The sequence below is a fragment of the Embleya sp. NBC_00896 genome, assembly GCF_045207785.1.
GTDB lineage: Bacteria > Actinomycetota > Actinomycetes > Streptomycetales > Streptomycetaceae > Embleya.
The window spans coordinates 6,536,163-6,562,416 of sequence record NZ_CP108776.1; the positions used below are offsets into that span (position 1 = coordinate 6,536,163).

General features: G+C 71.2%; 24 protein-coding genes. 14 read left to right on the plus strand and 10 right to left on the minus strand.

Features of this window, described 5'->3' with window-relative positions; all coding sequences use genetic code 11:
• The first annotated feature begins 29 nt into the window (after positions 1–29).
• Positions 30–1,493 (plus strand): NAD(P)/FAD-dependent oxidoreductase, encoded by a 1,464-nt coding sequence (locus OG928_RS29285; RefSeq protein ID WP_406291285.1) that lies wholly within the window; start codon positions 30–32, stop codon positions 1,491–1,493.
• Between the two features lie 172 nt (positions 1,494–1,665).
• Here OG928_RS29285 and OG928_RS29290 read toward each other — a convergent pair whose 3' ends face one another.
• Together OG928_RS29290 and OG928_RS29295 are read right to left on the minus strand one after the other, a co-directional pair.
• A complete protein-coding gene (locus OG928_RS29290; RefSeq protein WP_406289232.1) occupies positions 1,666–3,369 on the minus strand; it encodes a flavin monoamine oxidase family protein in 1,704 nt (567 codons plus the stop codon).
• Between the two features lie 192 nt (positions 3,370–3,561).
• Positions 3,562–4,257 carry a TetR/AcrR family transcriptional regulator gene (locus tag OG928_RS29295; protein WP_406289235.1) on the minus strand — a complete coding sequence of 232 codons (696 nt, stop codon included), beginning with the start codon at positions 4,255–4,257 and terminating at the stop codon, positions 3,562–3,564.
• 128 nt (positions 4,258–4,385) lie between these two features.
• Between OG928_RS29295 and OG928_RS29300 the strand changes: the two genes are divergently transcribed.
• The 6 genes from OG928_RS29300 to OG928_RS29325 all read left to right on the plus strand — a co-directional run bounded on the left by OG928_RS29300 (position 4,386) and on the right by OG928_RS29325 (position 11,602).
• Positions 4,386–6,071 carry an amidohydrolase gene (locus OG928_RS29300; RefSeq protein WP_406289238.1) on the plus strand — a complete coding sequence of 562 codons (1,686 nt, stop codon included), beginning with the start codon at positions 4,386–4,388 and terminating at the stop codon, positions 6,069–6,071.
• An 81-nt stretch (positions 6,072–6,152) separates the two neighbouring features.
• The gene (locus tag OG928_RS29305; RefSeq protein WP_406289240.1) at positions 6,153–7,805 is read left to right on the plus strand and encodes an ABC transporter substrate-binding protein; all 1,653 of its coding nucleotides are present in this window, start codon (positions 6,153–6,155) and stop codon (positions 7,803–7,805) included.
• Entirely contained in the window at positions 7,802–8,809 is a 1,008-nt protein-coding gene (locus OG928_RS29310) for an ABC transporter permease (RefSeq protein WP_406289241.1), read from the plus strand. The genes OG928_RS29305 and OG928_RS29310 overlap by 4 nt, the downstream gene beginning before the upstream one ends.
• 98 nt (positions 8,810–8,907) lie before the next feature.
• Positions 8,908–9,738 carry an ABC transporter permease gene (locus OG928_RS29315; protein ID WP_406289243.1) on the plus strand — a complete coding sequence of 277 codons (831 nt, stop codon included), beginning with the start codon at positions 8,908–8,910 and terminating at the stop codon, positions 9,736–9,738.
• The gene (locus OG928_RS29320) at positions 9,738–10,730 is read left to right on the plus strand and encodes an ABC transporter ATP-binding protein (RefSeq protein WP_406289246.1); all 993 of its coding nucleotides are present in this window, start codon (positions 9,738–9,740) and stop codon (positions 10,728–10,730) included. The genes OG928_RS29315 and OG928_RS29320 overlap by 1 nt, the downstream gene beginning before the upstream one ends.
• Positions 10,727–11,602, plus strand: a complete 876-nt coding sequence (locus tag OG928_RS29325; protein ID WP_406289249.1) for an ABC transporter ATP-binding protein — start codon at positions 10,727–10,729, stop codon at positions 11,600–11,602. Before OG928_RS29320 ends, OG928_RS29325 begins: the two co-directional genes overlap by 4 nt.
• 178 nt (positions 11,603–11,780) lie before the next feature.
• On the opposite strand, the gene OG928_RS29330 is transcribed toward OG928_RS29325, so the two are convergent.
• Both OG928_RS29330 and OG928_RS29335 read right to left on the minus strand, forming a co-directional pair.
• Entirely contained in the window at positions 11,781–12,836 is a 1,056-nt protein-coding gene (locus OG928_RS29330; RefSeq protein WP_406289251.1) for a saccharopine dehydrogenase family protein, read from the minus strand.
• Positions 12,837–13,048: 212 nt separating this feature from the next.
• Entirely contained in the window at positions 13,049–13,333 is a 285-nt protein-coding gene (locus tag OG928_RS29335) for a hypothetical protein (RefSeq protein ID WP_406291287.1), read from the minus strand.
• 65 nt (positions 13,334–13,398) lie between these two features.
• Between OG928_RS29335 and OG928_RS29340 the strand changes: the two genes are divergently transcribed.
• Together OG928_RS29340 and OG928_RS29345 are read left to right on the plus strand one after the other, a co-directional pair.
• Positions 13,399–14,034: a hypothetical protein gene (locus tag OG928_RS29340; protein ID WP_406289254.1), complete on the plus strand. Its 636-nt coding sequence runs from the start codon at positions 13,399–13,401 to the stop codon at positions 14,032–14,034.
• Positions 14,031–14,912 carry a hypothetical protein gene (locus OG928_RS29345; RefSeq protein ID WP_406289255.1) on the plus strand — a complete coding sequence of 294 codons (882 nt, stop codon included), beginning with the start codon at positions 14,031–14,033 and terminating at the stop codon, positions 14,910–14,912. Before OG928_RS29340 ends, OG928_RS29345 begins: the two co-directional genes overlap by 4 nt.
• A gap of 90 nt (positions 14,913–15,002) precedes the next feature.
• On the opposite strand, the gene OG928_RS29350 is transcribed toward OG928_RS29345, so the two are convergent.
• The gene (locus tag OG928_RS29350; protein ID WP_406289257.1) at positions 15,003–16,481 is read right to left on the minus strand and encodes an amino acid permease; all 1,479 of its coding nucleotides are present in this window, start codon (positions 16,479–16,481) and stop codon (positions 15,003–15,005) included.
• Positions 16,482–16,910: 429 nt separating this feature from the next.
• Complete coding sequence (locus OG928_RS29355; RefSeq protein ID WP_406289259.1) at positions 16,911–18,608, minus strand: PucR family transcriptional regulator; 1,698 nt, start codon at positions 18,606–18,608, stop codon at positions 16,911–16,913.
• A 187-nt stretch (positions 18,609–18,795) separates the two neighbouring features.
• Between OG928_RS29355 and OG928_RS29360 the strand changes: the two genes are divergently transcribed.
• The 3 genes from OG928_RS29360 to OG928_RS29370 are packed head-to-tail and all read left to right on the plus strand — an operon-like array spanning position 18,796 to position 20,319.
• Positions 18,796–19,119: a hypothetical protein gene (locus OG928_RS29360; RefSeq protein ID WP_406289262.1), complete on the plus strand. Its 324-nt coding sequence runs from the start codon at positions 18,796–18,798 to the stop codon at positions 19,117–19,119.
• 10 nt (positions 19,120–19,129) lie between these two features.
• The gene (locus tag OG928_RS29365; protein WP_406289264.1) at positions 19,130–19,771 is read left to right on the plus strand and encodes a nucleotidyl transferase AbiEii/AbiGii toxin family protein; all 642 of its coding nucleotides are present in this window, start codon (positions 19,130–19,132) and stop codon (positions 19,769–19,771) included.
• Between the two features lie 2 nt (positions 19,772–19,773).
• Positions 19,774–20,319, plus strand: coding sequence for a DUF6461 domain-containing protein (locus OG928_RS29370; RefSeq protein WP_406289266.1), 546 nt, complete (start codon positions 19,774–19,776; stop codon positions 20,317–20,319).
• Between the two features lie 20 nt (positions 20,320–20,339).
• On the opposite strand, the gene OG928_RS29375 is transcribed toward OG928_RS29370, so the two are convergent.
• Together OG928_RS29375 and OG928_RS29380 are read right to left on the minus strand one after the other, a co-directional pair.
• Complete coding sequence (locus OG928_RS29375) at positions 20,340–20,852, minus strand: universal stress protein (protein WP_406289268.1); 513 nt, start codon at positions 20,850–20,852, stop codon at positions 20,340–20,342.
• A gap of 87 nt (positions 20,853–20,939) precedes the next feature.
• Positions 20,940–21,470: an HPP family protein gene (locus OG928_RS29380; protein ID WP_406289271.1), complete on the minus strand. Its 531-nt coding sequence runs from the start codon at positions 21,468–21,470 to the stop codon at positions 20,940–20,942.
• A 360-nt stretch (positions 21,471–21,830) separates the two neighbouring features.
• Here OG928_RS29380 and OG928_RS29385 point away from each other — a divergent pair, with 360 nt between their 5' ends.
• Positions 21,831–22,250 carry a universal stress protein gene (locus tag OG928_RS29385; RefSeq protein ID WP_406289274.1) on the plus strand — a complete coding sequence of 140 codons (420 nt, stop codon included), beginning with the start codon at positions 21,831–21,833 and terminating at the stop codon, positions 22,248–22,250.
• A 178-nt stretch (positions 22,251–22,428) separates the two neighbouring features.
• On the opposite strand, the gene OG928_RS29390 is transcribed toward OG928_RS29385, so the two are convergent.
• Complete coding sequence (locus tag OG928_RS29390) at positions 22,429–22,761, minus strand: SHOCT domain-containing protein (RefSeq protein ID WP_406289275.1); 333 nt, start codon at positions 22,759–22,761, stop codon at positions 22,429–22,431.
• Positions 22,762–22,986: 225 nt separating this feature from the next.
• Between OG928_RS29390 and OG928_RS29395 the strand changes: the two genes are divergently transcribed.
• Entirely contained in the window at positions 22,987–25,683 is a 2,697-nt protein-coding gene (locus OG928_RS29395; RefSeq protein ID WP_406289277.1) for a GNAT family N-acetyltransferase, read from the plus strand.
• Between the two features lie 143 nt (positions 25,684–25,826).
• Here OG928_RS29395 and OG928_RS29400 read toward each other — a convergent pair whose 3' ends face one another.
• Positions 25,827–26,237: a pyridoxamine 5'-phosphate oxidase family protein gene (locus OG928_RS29400; RefSeq protein ID WP_406289279.1), complete on the minus strand. Its 411-nt coding sequence runs from the start codon at positions 26,235–26,237 to the stop codon at positions 25,827–25,829.
• Positions 26,238–26,254: the final 17 nt, after the last annotated feature.

Consider the following 26,254-nt stretch of genomic DNA (forward strand, 5'->3'; position numbering starts at 1 on the left):
GCGGTTCGGCACACGCCGCCGGCCCGCGGATCCCACCGCCGCCGGTCCTTCGCGAATCCCCTACGCGAAGGGCCGGCGGCGGTCCGCGTTCACGGCCTCGACCGGATGTCCGGGGGCGCGCCGTCGACCAGACTGGGTCGGGTCGCGAGGCGGCCCGGACGAGCGCGGCGGCCCGAACGAGTCAGGAGAGCCGGATGAGCACGGACGTCGTGGTGGTCGGAGCAGGGGTGATCGGCTCGTCGATCGCGCTCGAACTCGCCCGGGCGGGTCGGCGGGTGACCGTGGTGGACAAGGCGGGCGGAGTCGGCCTCGGGTCGACCAGTGCGTCGAGCGCCATCGTGCGCTTCAACTTCTCCACCCACGCCGGAGTGGCGGCGTCGTGGGAGGCGCAGTTCTGCTGGCGGGCCTGGCGCGAGCACCTGGGCTGCGATGTCGCGGACCCGGTCCGCTTCGAACGCAGCGGTCTGGCCCTGCTCGACGTGGACGCGGCGCCGCGCACCGCCTACCTGCCGCTGTTCGACGCGGTCGGGGTGCCGTACGAGGAGTGGGACGCCGCCACCCTCGCGGCCAGGATCCCCGGCATCGACACCGGCCGCTACTGGCCGCCCAAGCGCCTCGACGACGACCGCTTCTGGGCGGACGCGCCCGACCGGCTCGGCGCGGTCCACACCCCGGACGCGGGCTACATCAGCGACCCGCAGCTGGCGGCGCAGAACCTGGCCGCCGCGGCGACCCGGTACGGGGCCGAGTTCCGGTTCCGGCGCACGGTCGTCGAGGTGCGGTCCACGGACAGCCGGGTGGCCGCCGTCGTGCTCGACGACGGCACCAGGCTGGCCTGCACGACCGTCGTCAACGCGGCCGGGCCCTGGTCCGGCCGGGTGAACGAACTCGCCGGAGTGGGCTCGGACTTCACCATCGGGGTGCGGCCGCTGCGACAGGAGGTCGCACACGTCCGCGCGCCCGCCGGCTTCAACCCGGGCGGGGCGGCGGGGATCACGGTGGCGGACCTGGACCTGGGCGTCTACGTCCGCGGTGAGGTCGGCGACGGGCTGCTCGTCGGCGGCACCGAGCCGGAATGCGACCCCCTCGAGTGGATCGACGACCCCGACGCGGCGAACCCGAACCCGACGCCGGCCGTCTTCGAGGCGCACGTGACCCGGGCGGCCCGGCGGCTGTCCGGCCTCGCGGTGCCCAACCGCGCGCGCGGCGTGGTCGGGGTCTACGACGTCGCCGACGACTGGACGCCGATCTACGATCGCACCGCCCTGGACGGCTTCTACGTGGCGATGGGCACCAGTGGCAATCAGTTCAAGAACGCCCCGCTGGTGGGGCAGTTGATGGCCACCCTGATCGACCGGGTCGAGAGCGGGGTCGACCACGACGCGCATCCGGTGCGGTTCGTCGGCAGGCACACCGGAGAGTCCATCGACCTGGGCGCCTTCTCCCGCCGACGCAGCGTGAACACCGCGAGCTCCGGGACGGTGTTCGGCTGACGACCCCGAAAGCCGCCGCGCCGTGTCGTGGCGGTCGCCCCTCGCGCGTGCGCACTCCTCACGCCGCCGACGGCGGGCGCGCAGGCTCGCCGCCCGCCCGCCGTCGGCGGATACCGGAGTTCCACCGGACCCTGGTGGCAGACCACCACGGCGCCGGAGCGCCGGATCGGCCTCAGATCTGGCAGGCGACCTCGTCCGCGGCGCGTTCGCCGGAGGCCACCGCCGCGTTCAGGGTGGAGTTGTCGACGTCGGTGTGTTCGCCCGCGAAGTGGATCCGACCCTCCTGGGCGCCCTCGTAGCCCGCGATCGAGGTGTACTGGCCGACCTTGTAGTAGTGGTAGGCACCCAGTGACCAGGGATCGAGCGACCAGTGGTCCTCGTACGCCTTGCCGTTGTAGGCGGCCGTGGTGCCGGGGTAGAGATGCTCGATCTGGCCGTGGAACCACTGCACGTCGGCGGTCGGGGCCGGGCCGTGGGCCGCTCCGGTGAGGGTGTTCCGGGCGGTGTTGCCGCCGGGGAAGTTGACCAGCAGCGCCGGTGCGCCGTTCGCGCCCAGGTGCACCGAGCCGTCCCAGGCGGTCTGGTAACCGTTGGGACCGGTGTTGGTGATGCCGTTGCCGCCGGCGGCGGGCCAGGTCTTGTGGGTGAGCTGGGTGACGATCTTCGCGTTCTGCCCCATGCCCTGCTCGCGAATCGCCTTCAGCTTGAGGGCGGACAACTGCGCCCCGGACAGGTCGACGTTGCGCAGCGTGCTGAACGGCAGGGCCAGCACGACGTGGTCGGCGCCGACGGAGACCGTGCTGCCCCCGTGGTCGAACGTGCAGGTGTAGCTGCCGTCGCCGTTGCGGCGCAGCGCGACGAGTTGGTAGCCCTGTTTGACGGTGCCGGCCGGGAGTTGCGCGGCCATGCCGCTGACGAGTTGGTCGTTCCCGCCCGCGAGGTGGTACTTCTCGTCGAAGCCGCCGCCGGCGAACACGTCGGAGGCGCCGAGGAAGCCGACCAGCCCCACCGCGGAGCACTCGCTCGGCTCGCCGCCGGACTGCAGTTGCAGCGACTGGATCAGTTGGCCGAGCCGGGAGCCGGCGGGCAGACCGATCTCGTCGAGGTAGTCCAGCGCGGACATCAGGTCGAGCCGGCGGGCCTCGGGCGTGAAGGCGTTGTAGCGCGGGGCGCCGACGGCGGCGTAGGAGGCGCTGAACGCGTCGTAGGCCTGCGCGATCCAGTCGTCCTGCTGCGCGACGCCGGTGTACACGGAGTTGTCGATCCAGGCGAGGTAGTCGCCGGTGGCCAGTGCGCCGCCGTAGGCGAACTCCTTCTGGATGTTCAGCTGGCGCGAGAGGCCGAGGATCGCGGTGTCGGTCGAGCTGATGAACGCGCCGCCGTGCTCGTGGACTTGGCCGCCGGAGAAGAATCCGCGCAGCGACCGGCAGCGGCCGCCGATGTGGGTGGTGGCGGCCTCGTACACGGTCGTCGCGACGGGGGTGCGCCCCGTCCACAATCGGTGCGCGCAGCGCAGTCCGGCCAGGCCCGCGCCGACCACGACCACGCGCGGCGCCGTGGCCGCCGACGCGCGGGACGGCGCGAGCGCTCCGCCGGGTATCGCGGCTGCGGCGACGGCGAGCGCGCCCGCCGCGCCGAGCAGCCGGCGGCGGCTGGGGCCGGAGGCGGCCTCGCGCTGCTCGGCCCGGCGGACCTGCTCGCGGCGGGCGGATTCGGCGCGCTCGCCGGCCACCTCGTCGACGGGCATGCCGCGGCGCCGGGCCTCGGCGTGGGTGGCGAACACGGCGCGCAGCGGGTGGGGGATACCCGCGCGGTCGATCGTCCTGGACGGGAAGGCGGGAGCGGAAGTACGTGGGCCGGAAGGTTCCTTGGGCATGAAATCCCTCGTCTCGGGATCGTGGCGACTGGGTCCCGGACCGGTCGGCGATCGAAGCGCGACCTGTGCGATGGGGGGAGTGAAGCGCCTGCGCATCACTGATGTCAACAGTGTTGCGCAGACGCTGCGCGAAGACCTTCGGACAGGGAGGGGGGTTCGGGTCGCGGTCGGGAGCCTTGGTCGTTCGCCGTATCAGGCCTCGCGAACGGCCGCCGCCCGCTGTTCGATCGCGGTGATCAGCGCCTCGACGCGGGTATCGAAGATCTCGTCGTGGGTGACCGCGGCCAGCTCGGCGCCCAGGCGGGTGATGTTCGGGAAGCCCCTGACGTCGACCAGGCGGTACTCGACGTTCCACGCGGACTCGTCCGACGCGCGAACCTCGGGATCGAACAGCAGGTAGGCGGCGCGCTGACCGACGAACGCCAGCAGCGAGTCACCGACCATCCGGTAGTGCAGCGCCGCGTCGGCGCCGACGAGCCCGGCCTCGGCGACCATGCCGAGGATGAGTTCGACGACCCGGAACTCGTTGGGGCGTCTGGTGGTTCGACTGGCCATGGTGGAGGCGACCACCGGGTACTTCAGGGCGACCGCGAGGGAGCCGGCGGCGAGCGCGCGCAGCCGCCCCTGCCAGTCGAGGCCGTCGGGGATGCTGTCGAGCACCTCCCCCAGGGTGCGGTCCGCGACGGACAGCAGGAGCTCGTCCTTGTCGCGGAAGTGTCGATAGATCGCGGTCGGGTCGGTGCCCAACTCCTCGCCGAGGCGGCGGATCGTGAACGCGTCGGCACTGCCTCGCGCCGCGATGCGCAGACTCGCGTCGATGATCGCCTCGGGCGTCAGCTGGGTGCCGGTGCGCTTGCTGCGGACTGGGGTTGCGGGTGGTTTCGGCATGGTGTGGCCAGTGTATCGATTGAGGAGCCAGTCAGCGCATCACTGTTGACAACGTTGTTGCGCTGCCGTTTCACTCCTCTTCAACACCACGCCATGCGGATCACCCCGCAGAACTTGAGGACGCGTTGATGGCGAGCACCATCCGGCCCAGGGCCGACACCGTTTTTGTGGGAGGCAGGGTCTTCACCGCGACCTCGCCGGCCCCGATCGACGCCGCCGTCGCCGTCCGCGACGGCCGCATCCTGGCCGTCGCCGACGACACCACGATCCGCGACCTCGTCGACGCGGACACGGAGGTCGTCGACCTCGCGGGCGGCCTGCTGATCCCCGGATTCCAGGACGCGCACGTGCACCCGGCCGTCGCGGGCGTACAGATGGGGCGCTGCGACCTGTCGGGGCAGCGCTCGGTCGAGGGCTACCTCGCGGTGGTCGCCGCGTACGCCGCCGCCCACCCCGAGGCGGAGTGGATCTGCGGCGGCGGCTGGTCGATGGACATCTTCCCGGGCGGCACGCCGACCCGGGGCATGCTCGACGCCGTGGTGGCCGACCGCCCCGTGCTGCTCACCAACCGGGACGGGCACGGCGCGTGGGTCAACAGCCTCGCGCTGGAACGCGCCGGCGTCGACCGCGACACCCCCGACCCCGTCGACGGCCGGATCGAGCGGGAGGCCGACGGCACCCCGGCCGGCACCCTCCAGGAGGGGGCCATGGACCTGGTCGGCGACCACGTGCCGGTCGCCACCCCCGACGAGGCGCTCGCGGGCCTGCTCGAAGCGCAGCGGCACCTGCACTCGCTCGGCGTCACCGCCTGGCAGGACGCCATGATCGGCGCCTTCCCCGGCAACCCCGACAACTACGACGTGTACCTGCGCGCGGCCGGCGACGGCTCGCTGACCGCCCGCGTGGTCGGCGCCCTGTGGTGGGACCGCGAACGCGGCCTGGAGCAGATACCCGACCTGGAGGAACGCCGCCGCACCGGCCGGGTCGGCCGCTTCCAGGCCACCACGGTGAAGATCATGCAGGACGGCATCGCGGAGAACTTCACCGCCGGAATGCTGGAGCCGTACCTGAACAAGTGCGGCTGCGCCACCGCCAACTCAGGGCTCAGCTTCGTCGATCCCGAGCTGCTCGCCGAGGCGGTGCGCGAGCTGGACCGGCTGGCCTTCCAGATCCACTTCCACGCGTTGGGCGACCGCGCGGTCCGCGAGGCCCTCGACGCGCTGGCCGCGGCGCGCGCCGCCAACGGCGCCAACGACAACCGCCACCACCTGGCCCACCTCCAGGTCGTCCACCCCGACGACGTCGCCCGCTTCGCGGACCTGGACGCGGCGGCGAACATCCAGGCGCTCTGGGCGGCACACGAACCCCAGATGGACGACCTGACGATCCCCTTCCTGGGACCGGAACGCGCCGCGCTGCAATACCCGTTCGGCGACCTGCTGCGCGCCGGCGCCCGCCTGGTCGCCGGCAGCGACTGGTCGGTGAGCAGCCCCAATCCGCTGTGGGGCATCCACGTCGCGGTCAACCGGATGGTGCCGCACGACGCGCCCAACGCGCCCGCCGACCGGGCGCCCCGCAAGCCGTTCTTCCCCGAACAGGCGCTCACGCTCGCGCAGGCCCTGACCGCCTACACCGCCGGCAGCGCGTGGATCAACCACCTCGACGAGGTCACCGGAACCGTCGAGACGGGCAAGTACGCCGACCTCGCCGTCCTGGACCGGGACCCGTTCGCGGGCCCGCCCGAGGAGATCGGCGCGACCCGGGTGCGGCGCACGTACGTCGAAGGCCGCCTCGTCTTCGCCGACACCGACTGAGCACGTTCCCAGCACGTTCCTCGCACGTCCCCCGCATGTCCCGAGCACCACCGCACGTCCCCGAAACCCTGGAGGAAGACGATGCCCGCAGCCCGCTCCAGACGACCCGGACGCCTTCGCCGCATCGCACTCGTCGGCGCCGTCACCGCGCTGTTCGCCGCGACCGCGTGCAACGGCGGCGGCAGCCCCGCCAAGTCCGGCGCCAACGCCTACGAGTTGACCGCCAAGACGCCGCCCGGCGCGCCGATCGACTCGTTCACCTGGTCGCTGTTCGCCGAACCCGCCTCGATCGACTACGCGTACGCCTTCGACTACCCGCCGAACCAGATCCTCGCCAACGTGTGCGAGAGCCTGCTGCGCTGGAACCCGGACCTGACCACGTCCCCGGGCCTGGCCAGCTCCTTCACCAACCCGACGCCGACGTCCTGGGTCTACGAGATCCGGGCCGGCGTGCGCTTCCACGACGGCACCGTGCTGACCGCGGACGACGTCGTCGCCTCGCTGCGCCGCAACCTCGACCCCGAGGTGGGCAGCTACTGGGCCCACCCGTACCGCAACGTCCAGTCGGTCGACAAGACCGGCCCGATGCAGGTCACGGTCACCCTGAAGACGCCGGACTCCACGTTCAACAAGTACCTCGCCGCGAGCCCGGGCACGGTCGAGTCCGCGGCCACCCTGGCCAAGGCCGGCAAGGACTACGGAAACCCGGCCAAGGGCGTCAACTGCACCGGCCCGTTCTCGTTCTCCTCCTGGACCGCCGGCCAGTCGCTCGTGCTCAAGCGCTTCGACGACTACTGGAACCCCGAGCTCAAGGCCAAGTCCGGACAGGTGAAGTTCGTCTTCCTGCCCGACGCCACCACCCGGGTCAACGCCTTCCAGACCGGCGAGGTCGACGGCGGCTGGATGGTCCCGGCCAACTCCTACGGGCAGTTGCGCAACACCCCGGCCGGCAAGCTCTACTTCGGCCAGAACACCACCGTCGCCGACGAGGTGGTCGGCAACCTCCAGGGCGCGCTCGGCGACGCCCGGGTGCGCCAGGCCCTGCTGATGGCCATCGACCGCAAGGGCATCGTCGACGCCGGCGTCGGCGGCGTCGGCGATGTCGCGAAGTCGCTGGTCACCGACAACACCTGGAACACCGCTCCGGGTTCGGTCCGGGAGGGCCTCGACAAGACGATCCCCGCCTACCCGTACGACGTGGCCAAGGCGAAGGCGCTCGCCACCGAGGCCGGAGTCAACGGCCAGAAGATCGTGATCGCCACCAGTCCGCTGGACTCGCAGACCACGATCATCACCCAGGCCGTCTCGCAGGCCGCCACCGCGATCGGCCTCAAGCCGGAGATCGAAACCCTCTCGCCGGAGAAGTACTCGACGCTGTTCACCGATCCCGCGGCGCGCAAGGGCATCGACCTGTTCCTGACCTTCTGGTACACGTCCATCACCGACCCGCTGGACATGTACGGCTCGCTGCAGACCGGCGCGTTCAGCAACTACGGCAGCTGGTCCAACCCGGAGTTCGACAACGTGGTGAACCAGGCCCTCGGCGCCCCCGACCCCGCGGGCCAGGCCGCCGCCGCGGCGCAGGCCCAGCAGATCGCGCTGCGCGAACTGCCCTGGCTACCCCTGTACACCTCACCGGTGAGCGTCTTCCTCGGCAAGCGGATCACCGGCGTCCAGCCCTCCATCGCCTACCTCTACTACCCGTGGGCCGCCGAGATCGGGGCGAAGAGTTGACCGTCGCATCCACGCCCGCCGCGGCGGTTCGCCGCGGCGGGCGCGCCCTGGCCGTCGCCACGGCCACGGTACGCAGGCTCGCCGGGATGACCCTGACCCTGTTGGTCACCTCCTTCCTGGTGTTCTCCTCGCTCTACCTGGCCCCGGGTGACCCGGTGAGCTTCCTGGTCAAGGGCCGCAGCGTGAGCCCGCAGGATCTCGCCGTGATCCGCGAGCAGTACGGCTTCGACGACCCCTTCCCAGTCCAGTACTGGCACTGGCTGGAGGGGGTGCTCCAGGGCGACTTCGGCCGCTCGTACCTCTTCCACCAGGGCGTCGGCGACGTCGTGTGGTCACGACTGCCGGCCTCGCTCCTGCTCATCGGCGTATCGATGCTGTTGATCGCCGTGTTCGGGGTCGGCGCCGGGATCGTCGCGGCGCTGCGCCGGGGCACCCGGGCGGACTCCACCGTCCTGCTCATGGTGACCGTGGGCGCCGCGGTGCCCTCGTTCGTCGCGGCGATCCTGCTGCGGTCGGTGTTCGGCGTCCAGCTCGGCTGGTTCCCGACGTTCGGGAACGGCGAAGGGGCGCTCGACCGGTTGCACCACGTCGTGCTGCCGGCGATCGCCCTCTCGGTGACGTTCACCGCCCTGGTCACGCGGGTGACGCGGACCGCGATGCTCGACGAACTGCGCCGCGAACACGTCGAGGTCGCGCTCAGCCGGGGGATTCCCCGGCGGAGCGTGATCCGGCGACACGTGTTGCGCAACGCCCTCGGGCCGATCGTGACCGTGTCGGCCCTGCTGGTGTCGGGGATGCTGGTCAGCACCGCGCTGGTGGAGACCGCGTTCGGAATGGCCGGGGTCGGCTCGCTGCTGGTCCAGGCGGTGAGCCAGCAGGACTTCCAGGTCGTCCAGGCCATCGTGCTGCTCGTGGTGGCCGCGTTCGTGGTGATCAACGCCCTGGTGGATCTGCTGTATCCGCTGATCGACCCGCGGGTCTCGGCACAAGGGAGCGCACGATGAGCGCCGTCACCGTTGGTTCTCCCGGTTCCGCCGGCTCTCCCGGATCCCGCGGTTCCGCCGATTCTCCCGGTTCCCCCGATTCCCCGCCGCGTCGCGACTTGCTGCGCGGGCTCCGCCGGGTCGGCGGTTCGTGGCTGGTGAACGCCTGCCTGGTGATCCTGGCCGGGTTCCTGCTCGTCGCGATCGCGGCACCGTGGCTCGCGCCGCAGGACCCCACCTTCGGGTCACTCTCGGAGTCCTTCGCCGACCCCGGTGCCGCGCACTGGCTCGGTACCGACCAGGGCGGACACGACACGTTCTCCGCGCTCATCGAGGGCACCCGCACCAGCCTGGTCGGGCCGCTCGCGGTGGTGGTCTTCTCCACCGTCGCGGGCATCGCCGTCGGACTGTTCAGCGCGTGGCGGGGCGGCTGGGTCGACGCCGCGATCGGGCGCGTGCTCGACATCCTGTTCGCCTTCCCGGCGCTGCTGTTGGCGATCCTCGCCGTCGCCCTGTTCGGCAAGGGGCTGACCGCGCCGGTGCTCGCGATGGCCGTCGCGTACATGCCGTACACCGCACGCCTGGTGCGCGGTCTGGCCACCGCCGAGAAGAGCCGGCCCTACGTGGCCGCCTACCGGGTCCAGGGTCACTCCCCGGTGTTCGTCGCCGTCCGCGGTCTGCTGCCGAACATCACGCCGACCATCCTGGCCCAGTCGACGGTGAACTTCGGCTACGCGCTGCTCGACCTCGCGGCGCTGTCCTTCCTGGGCCTGGGCGTGCAACCGCCGACACCCGATTGGGGCGCGATGATCAACCAGGGCCAGGCCGCCGTCCTCCAGGAGCGGCCGCTCTCCGCGATCGTGCCCGCCCTCGCGGTCGTGCTGGTCGTCGTCGCGTTCAACGTCGTCGGGGAACACCTCAGCGACCGCGTAGCGGGAAGGGACGCCTGATGGCACTGCTCGAAGTCGACGCCCTGAGCGTCGCACTGCCCGGGATGGCCCGCCCGATCCTGGACCACGTCGCGCTGACCGTCGCCGCCGGCGAGACCGTGGCCCTGGTCGGCGAGTCCGGCTCGGGGAAGTCGGTGACCGCCCGCAGCGCCCTGGGCCTGTTCCCGACCGGCGCCGACGTGAGCGGCCACATTCGCGTCGACGGGATCGACCTGGTCGGCGCGGACGCCGCGCAGTTGCGCACGGTACGCACCGGGGTCGCGGCGATGATCTTCCAGGACCCGCGCGCCGGCATCAGCCCGGTCCGGCGGATCGGTGACTTCCTCACCGAGGCGCTCCGCCTGGCCGGCGGTTGGTCCAAGGCGCGCGCGAACGCCCGGGCGGTGGAACTGCTCGCCGCTGTCGGGATGCCGGACCCGGCGCGGCACATGCGCCAATTCCCGCACGAGTTGTCCGGCGGGATGCTGCAACGCGTCATGATCGCCGCCGCGCTCGGCGGTGAACCCCGGCTGCTGCTCTGCGACGAACCGACCACCGCGCTCGACGTCGCGACGCAGGCCGAAATCCTGGCCCTGTTGGGGCAGTTGCGCCGCGAACGCGACCTGGGCCTGCTGATGATCACCCACGACATCGAGCTCGCGGCCGCCTCCTGCGACCGGATCTACGTGATGTACGCGGGGCGGATCGTCGAGACCGCCGGCGCCGGCGACCTGTTCGCCACGCCCCGGCACCCGTACACCGCCGGACTCCTCGGCTCGTCCCCGCCCCTGGACGGCCCGTTGGAGCGGCTCACCCCCATCCCCGGAGCGCCGATGAGCCTCATGGAGTCCGCGCCCGGTTGCGCGTTCGCGCCGCGCTGCCGCTTCGCCGAGCCGGGCCGCTGCGACCAGGCGCCGCCCGCGCTCGAACCGCACGGCTCCGGGCGGGTCGCCTGCCATCGTGTGGACGAACTCGCGCTCGCCCACTCCTCACCGGGTACGGAGGACCGTTGACCACCCACGCCACACCCCACGACGGACCGCTGATCGAGGTCAGCGGCCTGCGCAAGACCTACCGGACCGGGGCCACGCCGTTCGTCGCCGTCGAGGACCTGTCGTTCTCGCTGCCGGTCGGCGGGGCCCTGGGGCTCGTCGGGGAGTCCGGGTCCGGGAAGACCACCACGGCGCGGATGCTGGTCGGCATGGAACGTCCCGACGCGGGGCGGATCCTGGTGCAGGGCACGCCCCTCGCGGCCTCGGTCCGCGGCCGGGCGGCCCGGCTGGCCCGCGCCAAGGCGGTCCAGATCGTCTTCCAGGACCCCTACCTGTCCCTCGACGGCCGGCTCGGCATCGGCGCGATGCTCGACGGCGTGCTGCGGTTGCACGGGATGCGCGATCCCGCCGCGCGCGCCGAACGGATCGCCGAACTCCTGGCCCAGGTCGGCCTCGGCCCCCGCGAGGCGGCCGCCCGGCCCCGGCAGTTGTCCGGCGGACAGCGGCAACGAGCGGCCATCGCCCGGGCGTTGGCGGTCGAACCGGCCGTCCTGGTGCTGGACGAGGCGGTCTCGGCGCTGGACGTCTCCGTCCAGGCCCAGGTGCTCAACCTGCTCTCGGACATCCGCCGCGAGACCGGCATCGGGCTGATCTTCATCAGCCACGACCTGGCCGTGGTTCGCTACCTGTGCGACGAGGCGCTGGTCCTGCACCGCGGCCGCACGGTGGAACACCGCCCGGTCGCCGACCTGCTCACCGCACCCGAACACCCCTACACCCGCCTCCTCCTGTCCTCCATACCCCGCCCCGGCTGGGACCCGGCCCAAATCGCCGGCCAACGCCGCGCCCTCGCCGCCGCGATCACCAAGAGCGACGCGGAATCGATCGCGTAGCGGCCGGGGGAACGCCACGAGGGGCGAGCCGACCCGGACGTCGCTCGCCCCTCGCCCCTCGCCACCCCCACCGCGCGACGATTCGCGCATCGCCGACGACGCCCTTCCGCGGCCGACACCCGGGCCGGCACACGTGCCCGTTCGGCATCGTGATCACGCCGAGCCGCCGGTTGCGGGGTCAGATCTCCAGGCGGGTCAGGTGGTCGGGGGTGAGGGCGGTCAGGAAGCTTGTGGCGTCGAAGGTTTCGCCGGCCGCGACCGTGCCGGTTGTCGTGTAGCGCCCGGTGAGGATGCGTTCGGCCGCCTCCACGACGATCGGGGCCGTGATCGCGTAGATGTCGCGTCCGCCGGCCACCGCCCGGCGCTCTTGGCCGCCGTTGCGGACGATCGCCTCGACCACGAAGGTCTGCGCCGACCGGCCGCTGTCGTCGGCGGGGGTGGGTGCCGGAGTATCCGCGGAGCGGACGTCGTCGAGCGCCGCGACATTCATCACCGCGCGTACTTCCGGCGTGCGCACGTGGCGGGGGATGGTTACCTGGTCGGCCGTCGAGAATTCATTGACCTGCTGCTTTCCGAGCGGCGGCGCGAATTCCCACGCGGAGACCTCTTGTGAGTACGAGAAGGGGACCAGCCGACCCCCGGTGAAGACGAGATGCTGCCCCGCGTTGCTCGCACCGGTGAGCCGGGTGCCCTCGGTCGGCAACCAGCTGTCGAGTCCGAAGGCGAGGGTGATCTCGTCCGCGCTCGTCCAATCGCCGAGGGCCGCGGTGACCAGGAGATCACCCAGTCCGCCGTAGAAAGCCATGGCCGGTGCCACCACGAGACCCGCGTCCTTCGCGCGGTCGGTGTAGGTGTCGAAGAGGGTGATGGCGCTCGCCTGCTCGGCGGCGACGTCCAGGTAGTGCGCACCCGCACGGATCGCGGCGTCGGCGACCGGGAGCGTCGTCTCCAGGAAGGGACCGGCGCAGTTGATCACCGCGCCCACATCGACGAACGCCCGATCGAGCGACTCGGGGTCGTCGACGGAGGCGACCCGCACCGGCGAGTCCGGGTAACGGCGCCCGAATTCCCGGAGCTTGGCCTCATCCCGGCCGACGAGCACGACGGGGCGGCCTCTGCGGTGCAGCTCCGCGACCACGAAGCGCCCTGTGTGACCGTACGCCCCGTAGACGGCGATCGCGCCTTCCGGGCGTGCCGCAGCGGAATTCGGTGTGTTCGCGGTGGTGTCGGTCATCGTTTCCTCTTCCTGGAACCCTGCGCGGCCCTCGAACGGAGGGCCGCGTGGCTATCCTCCACGACGGTCGGACGCCTTGCCAGTGGCCGAAACGACAAGCCTCGTACACTTTCGGACACGGCAACCCGACCCGGCGCGCGATCGGCCGCGCCGCACCCACGCCCAGCCCGCCACGCCTCGCGGGGGGCACGCGTCAAGGGGCCAAGGCGGGGCTACCCCGGCAGGAGGCCGCGGGCGAGGGCGAAGGCGTAGGCCGACAGGGAGTAGGCGTCGGTGATCTCGCCCTTCAGGATCATGTCCCGGAACTCGTCGGGCGTGACGATCCGAATCCGGTCGATGCCTTCCTCGGCGCCACTGCCCGGGGGGTCGACCGGCAGGGTGGCGGCGTCGATGCGGGCGAGGTGGATGACGTCCCGGCCGCCGGACATGCCGCTGTCGGTGTTGATGGCGCCCAACCACAGCAACTCCGTGACGGTGCAGCCCACTTCCTCCCGCACCTCACGTGCGGCGGTAGCCTCGCCCGACGCGTCGCCCGGGTCGCCGAAGCCCCGGGGATCTCCCAGTGCCAACCGCGATCGGCGTGGCGGAAGTGGTTGATCAGCACGATGCGACCGTCGTCGAGGACCGGCAGCACCGCCGCCCCCGGGCCGGATCGGAAGCGCACGGCATCGCGGACCACCATGAGATACGGATCCCTGTAGACGATTCCGATGTCACCGCAGGATTCGCCGAACCCGGCGGCGACCGAGCGTTGCGCGACCTCGTCGGCGATGGCGTCCTGGGTGGGTCGGTCGAAGACGATCTCGAATGCGGCTCCGGGCGGATTGACGAAGAGTTCGGGTCGATCCGCCCCCAGTTCCTCATACGCGGTCAGTGCGGCCTCTCGGCGGCGTACGCGCAGGCCCGCGTGGGAGAGCGAACCGCCGTGCGGCGCCTGGTGGATCGCTGTGCCGACGAGCAGGGCTGGGTCCCGTACGACCTGGTGCTCCTGGCGGAGGACCGGCGCATCGCCGACCGCGTGCCGGTCACCCCCACCTACCCGCTGATGCGCGCCGGCTGGCAGACCTACGGCGCGACTGGTGGTCCGGCTCCGGACCATGATCTGGCGCACGGACTGCGCTGGGTCGCCTGGAGCACCGTCTCCTGTCGGGCCGCGCCGCCCGACGCGCCCGAATCCCTGTGGAGGATGACGCCATGACGCGATTGGTGTTCGTGCACGGACGCGCTCAGGAGGGGAAGGACCCCGACGCGTTGTGTCGGCTCTGGGTGGACGCGTTGACCGAGGGACTCGGCGTGCCGACGGCGCCGCCTGCCGTGGCTGCGGCGGCGATGCCCTTTTACGGGGACACTCTGGCGGAATGGGTCACCCGCGAGCCGCCGGCGCTCGTGGCGTACGGGGGCGGGGACGGACAGAGCCGCGAAATCTCGGCGTTCGCACAGGAGTTGGTCCTTGAGATGGCCACCGCCTACGACCTCACCGACCAAGCGGTGGCCGCCGAACTCCCCGCCGGCGCCCTCAAGGCATACGGCGTCAAGAACTGGGCTTGGGTACAGGCGGTGCTGGCCGCACTGGACCGAAAGGTTTCGTTCGCCGGTCGAGGAGTCCTGCGATTCGTCGCCGACGTGGAGGCGTATCTCCAGGCGCCTTACGTGGGCGAGGACATCCGCCAGATCGTCTCGGAGCCCTTGCGGCAAGCCGCGACGGACCATGAACCGGTCGTCGTGGTCGCGCACTCCTTGGGATCCGTGGTGGCGTACGAGATCCTGCGCGATCTGGTCCCGACCCTCGACGTTCCGCTGTTCGTCACAGTCGGCTCCGCCCTCGGCTTCGCCACCATCCAACGCCACCTCCGCCCACCCCCGCTCGCCCGCCCGGCCGGGGTCACCCATTGGCTGAACGTGTACGACCCGCGAGACCCGGTGTCCCTGCGCCGACCAGGTGCCAAGATCGCCGGTTTCCCCGGAGTCGACGACCACCTGGAAGTCCCGAACCCCCACAACGACGCACACGGCGTAGCGGGCTACCTGTCCCACCCCGGAGTCGCCGCCCGCATCGGGCACGAGGTGGACCGGTAGACCGACAGGGATGAGGGCCGCGGCGGCGGGTTGAACGCGTGGGGCCCTGTCCGGGTGTCCGGACAGGGCCCCACGCGTTCTTGTCTTGGGTCAGGAAGCGTCCGAGGTGGCGCCCGCGGGAACCAGGGGCACCGGGGTGGCCTCGGTCGTGGGGGCGTTCTTCGGGGCGCGCCTCTGGCGTACGAAGGCTGCGATCAGGACGATGGCGGCGGCCAGCAGGGAGAGCAGCATCTGCTTGCGTCCGGTGTCGTCGTACAGCATGTAGCCGATCACGAAGAGCAGGAACGCTGTGGTGCCGTACGTCAGGTACGGGAAGAGCCACATCTTCACGGTCAGCTTCTCGGGTGCCTCGCGCTCCTGGATGCGGCGCATGCGCAGCTGGGTGAGGCAGATCGACAGCCAGATGAACAGCGCGATGGCGCCGGACGAGTTCAGCAGGAAGTCGAAGACGGTTTCCGGCGAGGTGTAGTTGAAGAACACCGCGACGAAGCCGAAGACCACCGAGGCCAGGACGGCGTTGCGGGGGACACCGCTGCGGCTGACGGTGCCGAAGGCCCGCGGCGCGTCGCCGCGCTTGGCCAGCGAGAACGCCATGCGCGACGCGCTGTACAGGCCGGAGTTGAAGCACGAGAGCACCGCGGTGAGCACGATGACGTTCATGATCTGGCCGGCGGCCGGGATGTTCAGGTGGTCGAGCACCGCCACGTACGAGCTCTCGCCGACGGCACTGGAGTCCCACGGCATCAGGGTGACCACGATGAGGATGGAGCCCAGGTAGAACAGCGCGATCCGCCAGATCACGCTGTTGGTGGCGCGGGTGACCGCGCGGCGCGGGTCCTTGGACTCGCCCGCCGCGAGGGTGACGATCTCGCTGCCCATGAAGGAGAAGGCGACGAGCAGCATGCCGGAGAGGATCTGGCCCCAGCCGTTCGGCAGGAAGCCGCCGTGTCCGGTGAGGTTGGCCAGGCCGACGGGGTCGGTGTCCGGGAGCACGCCGAAGATCGCGAGGCCGCCGATCACCAGGAACGCGGCGATCGCGACCACCTTGATGCCCGCGAACCAGAACTCGAATTCACCGTACGAGCCCACCGAGATCAGGTTGGTCGCGGTCAGCAGCACCATCACCGCGAGGGTGAAGGCCCACTGCGGCACGGCGGTCACCCACCCGTGCAGGATCGCGCCGCCGGCGGTGGCCTCCACCGCGAGTACGACGACCCAGAAGAACCAGTACAGCCAGCCGACGGTGAAGCCCGCCCACCGGCCGAAGGCGCGGTCGGCGTAGGAGGAGAAAGAGCCACTCGTCGGGTTGGCCGCCGACATCTCGCCGAGCATGCGCATGACGAAGACGATCATCAGACCGGTGAGGGCGTAGGAGATCAGGATCCCCGGACCGACCTTGTTGACGCCCGAGCCGGAGCCCACGAAGAGGCCGGCGCCGATGACGCCGCCGATGGCGATCATCGACAGATGGCGGTTCTTCAGACCGCCACTGAGGCCCTGCCCGCCGGGAGACGTCGCCTCGACCTGGTCGGGCGGTGCGATCTTCCGTTCTGGGACATGGGTTGACATGCGGTAGCTCCTCGCGGTGGGGGCGTGCGACGTTCACCAATGCGAAACGAGACGCGGGGCCGAGCGGCGGCCCTGAGAGGGAGCAGCGACAGTGTGAGCTGCTCCTCACGAACTCGCAGGACGTTATGTCGCCTTTGACTACATGAGCAATACATTGATCGCTTGATGTGACTTATGCCATATTGCGATCCATGTTTCGATTCCGGATGGGCGCTTGCGCCGTCGCTGAACGTTAGGCCCGGGTGAACGCGAGGGGGCTTGTCCGTGCCGCCAACGTCGAGTGCGCAACGGTGTCCGCTCGGCCAGTGCGCCACGGACGCGAACGCGCGTCGAAACGCCGGAGCCGGGTTCGCGCGGTCCGGGTCCGCTCAGCCTCGGTTCGCTCGGTCCTGATCCGCTCGGTCCCGGTTCGCTCGGTCCCGGTCCGGCTCAGTCCCGGGTCGCGCGGCGCAGCAGCAGCATCGCGACCAGGCGGTGCTCCGGGTCCTCCAGGTCGAGGTCGACCAGGGACGATATGCGCCGCAGCCGGTGGCGCAACGTGTTCGGGTGCACGTGCAGCCGCTCGGCGACCGCCGCGACGTCGCCGAAGGCGTCCAGCCACATCAGCAGGGATCGGGCCAACTCGCTGCCGTGTTCGGCGTCGTACGCCACCAGTGCGTCCAGTGCCGGGTGCCGGATCTCGGGCCGGTCGGCGAGTGCCGCCAGGACTTCGGCCAGGACCATGCCCGCGCGTACGTCCGCGGAGACGGCCACCGCCCGCTCGGGCTCGCGGGTCATGGCGTCCAGGATCCGGTCGGCGCCGCGCCGGGCGGCCGGGACATCGGCGAGGCGTGGCGCGGCGTCCGCGACCGCGGCCTGTACGGGGGTGCCGAGCCGTCCGCGCAGTACCGACACCACGTCGGCCGTCCACCTGGACAGGGCGGCCGCCGGTTGTGGCCGGCTCGGCGGCCCGCCCGGCGTCGTGGATTCGGTCGTCGCGCCCGTCTCGGAGCCGAGCAGCAGGACGTAGATGCGGCCGTCGAGCTGGGTGACCAGCGCGTCCCGCCGGTAGGCGGCGGCGTGCACCGCCACCATCTCGGCGGCCTCGGCACGCCGCAGCTCTCGTTGGAGGCGCCCGCCGTCGCGAGGCGGCCCGTCGTCGCGCAGGTCCACCGCGATCACCTGGGCCGAACTGTCGGGGTCGACCCCGATGCTCCCGGCCAGGGAGCCGGCGGCGAGCCGCCCGTCGAGGAGGGCGGCGGCGCAGTCCTCACTCGGACCCGCGCTCCATCGGGCGTCGCCACGGTTGCGGATGAGGTGCGGCGCGGCCAGTCGGGCGGCGCCGCGCAGCGCCTCCACGGAGCAGTCGGCCAGCCGCTCGTGGCCCTCCTGGACCCAGATGCTGCCCAGGGTCCGGGTCCCGGCCTGTACCGCGCCGACGAGCCGGGCCCGGATGCCCAGCTCGGGGCGCGCATCGATCCGCACCACCTCGTCGCCTTGGCGCAGCCGCTGGAAGACGCCCCATTCGCGGAGCAGCGCGAGGTACTGCTCGGGACCGTTCCGGCCGAGGATGGTCAGCCTGCGCAGCTCGTCCACCTGGTCGTCGCAGCGGGAGTAGGCCAGGAGCCGGCTCGCGGAGTCCTCGATGCTGACGCAGCCACCGGTGAGGGTGGCGAGGGTCTGCGCGAGGGAGAACAGGTCGCCGCTCGCCGGATCCGCGTCCAGTTCGATCGCGGCGCTGTCCACGACGGCCCTGGCCAGCGCCTCGACCTGTTCCCATCGGGCCTGCGGGGACACCACCACCAGCGCCACGCCGGCGTCGGACGCGGCCTGTCGCAGCTGTTCGAAGCTTTGGTCGGGGGCGGCCTTGACGGCCACGGCGGCGGCGCCCTCGCGCCCTGCCGCGAGGACGGATCCGGTCGCGGCCGCGCCGCGCACGCCGATCACCAGCACCAGATCGCCGGTCTCGACCCCGGTGTCGCCGTCGGGCTCGGTGATCACCACGTCCCGCACCGGGACATCGTGTCCCCGAGGCGCCGCGACGAGTTCGGCGAGCGGCCCGCTGAGCACGGTGAGGACCTGCCGCAGCGGTGCCCCGATCATCGTCGACCCCGAAGGCGGCGCGGCAGTACCCGGGGCGTTCTCCATCCGGGCATATTAACCACGAAACGTCCACCCCAAAGCCGGCCCGCTCACCCAAACCACCCGATACACCCCCGTCGCGGCCCAAGCCCGACTCGGCGCCCGACGAAGGCGCAGCGGGCCTGCCGGGACAGCGATTCGCCCCGGTCATGGCCGAGCGCGGGTGGGGATGGTCCGTTGCCATACTGGGGGGATGGACGTGCGTGTGCGGTATGCGGATGTCCGGCCGTATGCGGTGCCGGAGACCTTCGCGGAGTTGGCCGGCCCGGCCGAGGGCGTCGTCGTGTTGCCCACGTCCTTGGATTGGACCCCTAAGCAGTCGTACGACCTGGCGGACGACGTCGATGTGCGTCTGCTGTACGAGACGGTGCTTCGTGAGGCGATGCATGCCGAGGAGCTCGGCCGCCACGTGAACGGGGACCTCTTGGCACGCGTGTGGTCACGGCTGTGGTTGCCCCTTCGCCTGCGGGCGATGTGGGAGTCGAAGTTCCCGGACCTGGCGTCCGTCGCCGCATAGCATTCCGGGCATGGATCCCCTGCACGCCAGGCTCGCCCGTGTCGGTCTCGCCGCCGCGGCCTCCTACGGTTTCGTCCTGGCGGGCGGCTACGCGGTCCAGGCCCACGGTTTCCTGGAACGCGGCTCGGACGATGTGGACCTGTTCACCGACATCACCGACCCCGTGGCGTTCGCCGAGGCGGTGAGCCGCGTGGCAGCGGCGTACCGAAGCGACGGATTCACGATCGACGTCGAACCCCTGGGGGACGTGTTCGCGCGCTTCGCGGTGATCGACGAGGCAGGACGCGAGACGAGGGTCGAGATGGGCTGCGACTGGCGATCCCGCCCGCCGGCCCAACTCGACATCGGCCCCGTTCTCCACCCCGACGACGCGGTCGCCAACAAGGTCACCACGTTGTTCGGTCGAGCCGCCCCGCGCGACTACCTCGATGTGGACGCCGCCCTCGCGTCCGGCCGCTACACCGCGGATCGCCTGCTCGAACTGGCCGAAGAACACGACGCCGGCTTCGACCGAGCCTATTTCGCGCAGGCTCTCCGGGCTGTGGACCGCTGGCCGGACCGCGAGTACGCGGTGTACGGAGTAAGCGAGCAACAGATCGCTCGGATGCGCGAGCGGTTGAAGAATTGGGCCTACCGGATCGACGGTTCCTGATCGTGGATCCGTCGACGTGGACCGTGATTCGTGATTACTCGTACGAGGGTGGATTCTTCGGCTTCGTGCGTGGCGTCGGACCGCAACAGGTCATCGATGCGGCAGGTGGTTCGGGGCGAGAAATATTCAGGACAACAGGCGACGAAGCCACGCAAATGGACGCGGATCTCTACGGTCGAGGACTGACGCTGCTTCGCGCAGGTGCGGTGGGGGAGTGGACGCTGTTCATGAACGCGCTCTCCGCCAACCTGTCATCCCGCTCGTTCTTTTCCGAGATCTCGCGAGACGGGGATGCTCTCGGGTTTTATTGGGACTCGATGGAATGGTTCACTTACGCCCGAAACGGATCGGTCGAGATACATTGTGATCCCCTATTCGGCATGCCCGAGTCCGGAAGTGATTCCGCACTGGCGCGAAAGCTGCGCCGGGCTGTTCCGGATCGATCCACGCTGGCGGAGTTCTTCGTCGTGTGCGAAGAACATTTCGGCATCTCGATCGGTCCCGAGGAAATTGCCGCGCCGATGATCTCGGTATGCCTCGATGTCTGACCGCTCCCAAATTTATCGGGTCACGCGTCCTGGGGCGGGACGAAAACCACGGGTGTGGTGCTGTGGCGTAGGCAGTAGACGCCGGTGGGGCCCGGGATGGTCGGGCAGTCGATGCCGCTGGTGCCGAGGACGAGGAGCCGGGCCTCGCGGGCGCGGGCGACCAGGACTTCGCCGGCGGGGCCGTGGAGCGGGGTGGCGACGATCCGTTCCGGCGGAATGGGAGCCCGGACGAGGGCGGCCAGGGCGTGTTCCAGGCGTTCGCGGGCCACCGACAGTGGGGCGTCGGGCCGGTCGAGGGTCGGGCGCGCGGGGTCGGCATCCATCCAGGCCGCGACGACGTCCAGGATCACGCCGAGTTCGGCCGCCTCACCCGCGGCCCAGCGCAGAGCTACCGCGGAACCGGACGAGCCGTCCAGGCCCACCACGATTCGGTCTCGCGACTGCGCCCTTGCGGTCTCGTCGGCGGGAACGGCCCCGGGCCCAGGGGACACGCCGGCCGTCTGCCGGTCGGAGTGGGTACCAAGGGTTTCCATGTCGAACTCCCTCTCGTTCGGTGTGGATTCGTGCCGAGGTGGTCCCGAGGGCGCGCCGAGCGTCGATGGCTCGGGCCCGTGATCCGATCAGGCCTCGCGGTTCGGCGGCAGCACCGGCTCCAGCCGGAAGAGCACCGGCCCGCGGTCCGTGAGGCCGTGCGGCGATGTGCGACCGGCCAACGCCGAGACCAGGTCGCGGGCGGTGACAAGGCCGATCAGGGCGCCGCTGTCGTCGGTGACCGCGAGCGCGTCGACCGCGTTGTCGGTCATCACGTCGGCGACGTCGGCGATTCGTGCGGAGAGCGGCACGTGTGGCTGGGAGCCTCCGGGCAGCAGGTCGCCCACGTAGCGCTCGGCGAGCGAGATCGCGGGGAGCGCGCAGGCCACCGCGAGTTCGCTGCGTTCGATCAGCCCCACACAGCGTCCCTCCTCGTCCACGACGGGGAGGTGGTGGAATCCGGTGCGCTGCATCAACTCCCAGGCCATCAAAAGGGATTCGTCGCCGGCGACGGTGAGCAACGCGGTGCTCATCACTTCGGCCACGTCCCGATCCTCCACCGACGCGTACTCATCCTTGGTCGTGCCGCCGGCCGGGGCGTGCTCGCCGGTCGTCCTCATCGCGCTCGCCTCCCGCGTGTTCGGGACCCGCCTCACGCGGATCGCCTCGCCTTCCACGATCGAGCTTGCGCAGACCTCGTCACAGGGCCGGTGGGGGTAGCGGGCCGGGACCTTCGGCCCGTCCCACCGGTACTGGGCGGCCCTGTGCCCGATGACGGAGCGCGCGCACGCTGAAGGTCACGGGCCGATCGGATCAGCGGTGCGGAAGTCGGTGTCACCACGACTCGGCAGTGCAGAAGTCACGACTCGGCGGTGCGGAAGTCGGTGGTCACCCCGACCGCTGTGACCGACGGTCGGTAAACGTCCGCCACCGCCGAGTCGGGCCGGCCGAGCGTCGCCGTTCGACGATTGGACAAGATCATGACTATCGGATCCCATTTCCCCGGCCTCGGTGTCCTGGTCGGCTACGACGGTTCGGCCGGCGGCGACCGCGCACTCACGTGGGGCGCTCGTGCGGCAGCCGAGGCGAAGGTGCCGTTGTACTTGGCGACGGCCGTCCCGCCCGGCGTTCTCGGCCGGCACGCACATTCGGTCGAGGTCCGCGAAGGTGCCCGCGTCATACTGGAACAGGCCGTCGACAAGACCCGCACGGCCCACCCGCACCTGGCGGTCGAGACGTCGCTGGTCGCGGGCCCGCCGGCGGACGTGCTCCTGGAGGCGAGCCGTCGAGCGGAGCTGGTCGTGGTCGGTACCCGAGGCCATGGCGGGTTCGCCGGGTTGCTGCTCGGATCGGTATCGCTGCGCGTGGCCGTCGTGCCCGTGCCCGCCACCGCGCCATGAACGAGTCGGGAAACAAGGCCGAGTCGAACGAGTCGGGAACCGAGGCCGAGTCGTACGCCCTCCATCCGACTACTCCGCGACGGCCCGGGGCCGACTCCTCCGCGACGGCCCGGGGCGACGATCGGGCCCGGTGCACCACCAAACGACGCGAGGGTCGTGCCCGTCCGGGAGACCGGCGCTAAGCGGAACCGCCTCCGGGCGCAGAGCCCGCCTCCGGCGGCGAAGTCGGAGGATCGGGCCTGTTTCGGTCGCGGGTCTTGCCCTCGTGGCGGGTTGTCGGCAGTGCGAGCAGGTTCGTCAGACGTTCGTGGTACTCCTCGGTGCCGATTTCCCCGCGGGCGTAGCGCTGAGCCAACACCTCGACGGCGGATGCGCCCGCTGCATCGGCGGAGCCGCGACCGGGTGCGGAATGCCGCAGGAGGAACCAGACGATGCCGATGATCAAAGCGACCATGAGCAACATCAGGATCGACCCCCACAACCATGTCCAGTCGTCGCCGTCGTCGTACATGTGTCCGCCGCGACGTGCCGGTGCCGCGGTCAGGACCGGAGAGAGTCTCATCGCCGTCACCTTCCTCCTGTCGCCCTTCAGTTGAACCCTGCTCGCTTCGAGGTGTGAGGAGACAGGGCCGTTCGGCCCGGGTCGCGGGTCCGGCCGGCCCTGCCTCGCGCTCGCGGTGGGCGACAGGCTGGCGGCGAGCGGCGCGGACGCGCCACGGCCGAAGGGGATGAGTCCATGACCGCCACCGGGACACCGCCCGAGATCTGGGCTCTTGCCGCCGACGGCGAGACGATCCTGCTGCGCCGCCCTCGTCCGGACGACGAAGGTCTGATCCTGGCGATGCACCACGGCATGTCCGCGGAGAACCTGCACCTGCGGTTCTTCGGGATATCGGACATCTCCGTGCGGGAGACCGCCAAGCGCGTCGGCACCCCGGACCGTCCGGGGTGTGGCGCGTTGCTCGCGCTCACACACGACGAGAAGACGGTGATCGGCGTCGCCGAGTACAACGCGGAAGACATGCCCGATGAGGCCGAGTTGGCGCTCGCCGTGGCAGACGCGTGGCACGGTCGCGGCGTCGGCACGCTCCTGATCGAGCATCTGATCGCGATGGCGCGCGCGGACGGTATCCGCACGCTGCTGGCGGACACCCTGCCGTGGAACCGGCCGATGCTCCGGGTGATCGAGGACATGGGGTTGCCCGGCCGCAACCGCTTGGTGTCCGGCGTGGTGAACTGTGCGATCGACCTGGACACCGACGACGTCTCGACCGAGCGGTACCTGACGGCCATGGCCGTCCGGGAGGCCCACGCCGATGTCGCCGCTCTCGTGCCCCTGTTCACGCCGCGCTCGATCGCGGTCGCCGGGGCCGGTCATCGCGCGGACTCCGTCGGCCGGGCACTGTTGCGCAACCTCAAGGCGGCGCACTACACCGGTTCCGTCGTGGCGCTGCACCCCACGGAGACCGAGGTGGACGGTGTACCGGCGTACGCCACTCCTTCGTTGCTGCCGGTCGTGCCGGATCTGGTCGTCGTGGCAGTGCCGGCGAGCGCGGTACCGGACCTGGTCGAGGAATGCGGGCGAGCAGGCGTGCGCGCGCTCCTGGTCGTCACCTCGGGCTTGACACCCGAGCAACGCCTCCGGGTACGGACCTCCTGCCGGCGGCACGGGATGCGCATGGTCGGCCCCAACTGCCTGGGCATTGCGCAGACCGATCCGGCGACGGCCCTGAACGCGACCTTCGGCTGGGTCGTGCCCGCTCCCGGCAGCGCCGGGGTGGCGGTGCAGTCCGGCGGGGTGGGGATCGCGTTGATGGAGCAGTTGAACCGGCTCGGGATCGGGGTGTCGACCTTCGCGTCGCTCGGTGACAAGTACGACGTCAGCGGCAACGACATGCTCCAGTGGTGGCAGGCCGACGCCCGCACCACGATGGCGATCCTGCACCTGGAGTCCTTCGGTAATCCGCGCAAGTTCTCCCGCATCGCGCGCACCGTCGGTCGCACCAAGCCGGTGCTGACCGTGGACGCGGGGCGCTCCGCCGCCGGACGCCGCGCCGCCGGATCGCACACGGCCGCCGCGGTCACCCCGACGGTGGCGCGCGGGGCCCTGTTCCGCCAGGCCGGGGTGACCGCCACGCACACACTGGGCGATCTGGTCGCGGTCGCGGCCCTGCTGCACGCGCAGCCGCTGCCGGACGGGGCCGCGGTCGCGGTGATCGGCAATGCGGGCGGCGCCGGTGTGCTCGCCGCGGACGCCTGTGTGGACGCGGGGTTGGTCGTACCGCGCTTCGGGGCGGATCTCGAAGGCGAGCTGCGTGCGTTGTTGCCCGCCGGCGCCGCTTGTGCCAATCCGGTGGACACGACCGCCACCGTCGACGGCGAGACGCTGCGGCGGTGCGTGGACCGGGTGTTGGCGGCCGGCCACGTGGACGCGGTGGTCTTGGCCCTCGCCCCGACCGCACTCGGCGACCCGCTGGGCGACCTCCTGACGGGCCCCGCCGTCCGCGAGCGGCCGGTCGTGGTGGTGGCCCCCGAACGCGCCGCCGCCGTCGAACTGTTGCCCGCGGTCGGCGGGGCGGTGCCGGTGTACTGCGACGCGCGCACCGCCGCCGTCGCGCTCGCCCACGCACACGAGCGCGCGATGTGGTTGACCCGACCTCGTGGCACCGTGCCGCCGCTGGTCGACGTCGACCGCGCCGGAGTGCGTTCACTCGTCGCCGAGTTCCTGGCTCGCGAGTCCGAGGGCGGCTGGTTGCCCCCGAAGGCGTGCGCGCGGATCCTGGCCGCGTACGGGATCACGGTCACTCCCTGGCGGCAGGCGTTCGACGCCGAGGAGGCGGTGGCGATGGGGCGCGAACTCGCCCCGCTGGGTGCGGAACGCGCGGTCGTACTCAAGGCATGCGGCCCCGAGATCGTGCACAAGAGCGATGTGGGCGGGGTGCGGCTGCGGCTGGTGGGCGACGACGCGGTGCGTGCGGCGTTCGCCGATCTGGCCCACCGCATAGGGGCGTTGATGGAGAGCGTGGTCGTGCAGCCGATGGCTCATTCCGGAGTCGAGTTGATCGCCGGGGTGACCCAGGACGAGGTGCTGGGGCCCCTGGTGGTGTTCGGACTCGGCGGAGTGGCCACCGACGTGCTCGGCGACCACGGCGCGCGGCTGACCCCGCTGACCGACCTGGACGCGCACGCGCTGCTTGCCGGCTCGCGGGGCGCGCCGCTGCTGTACGGCCACCGAGGCGCGCGTCCCACCGACACAGCCGGCATCGAGAACATCCTGCACCGGTTGTCGCGACTCGCCGACGACGTTCCGCAACTGGTCGAGGCCGACCTGAACCCACTGATCGCTCGCCCCGACGGCGTCACGGTCGTCGACGCCCGGATCCGGCTGGCACCGCGTACCGGTCACGACCCATACCTGCGCCGACTCCGCTGAGTGGAGGGCGGCGGGAGGTCATGGCCGCCGATGGGTGCGTTCACCCGACGGCAAGGTCATGGCGGGTCGGCGTCGACACCCCGCGTGCCTGTGCGGAGCAGCGACCGCGTCGTTTGTGGGCCGCAGGTTCGCCATGCCCGTGCTCAGGCACGCTGCGCGAGGTGGCCGGTGACGAAATCGGCGGTGACCCGGAACCACACCGGTTCCACGTCGACGTTGTCGATGTCGGGCAGCAGGCGATCCAGACGCGCGATGGTCGACGGGTCTCGCACGGCGGACGACTGGCCGGTGACGGTGCCGGTCCACCCGGTTCGGGCCGCCTGGTCGACGTCGTCTGCCTGGAACGCGACCACGGTGTCGTTCACGGCCTTGGCCAGGGGCGAGCCGACCGGCGCCCGAAAGACCACACACTCGCGGTCGAAAGCGAACGCCACCAGGTAGACGGCCGGAAGAGCACCCTCGCTCACGACGACGCGTCCCAGCGACGTACCCGCCATGAGCTTCAGCGTCTCGCGGCGGTCGAGGGGGCGTCTCGTCACGGTGTGGTCGCTCATTTCTTCACTTTCGAATC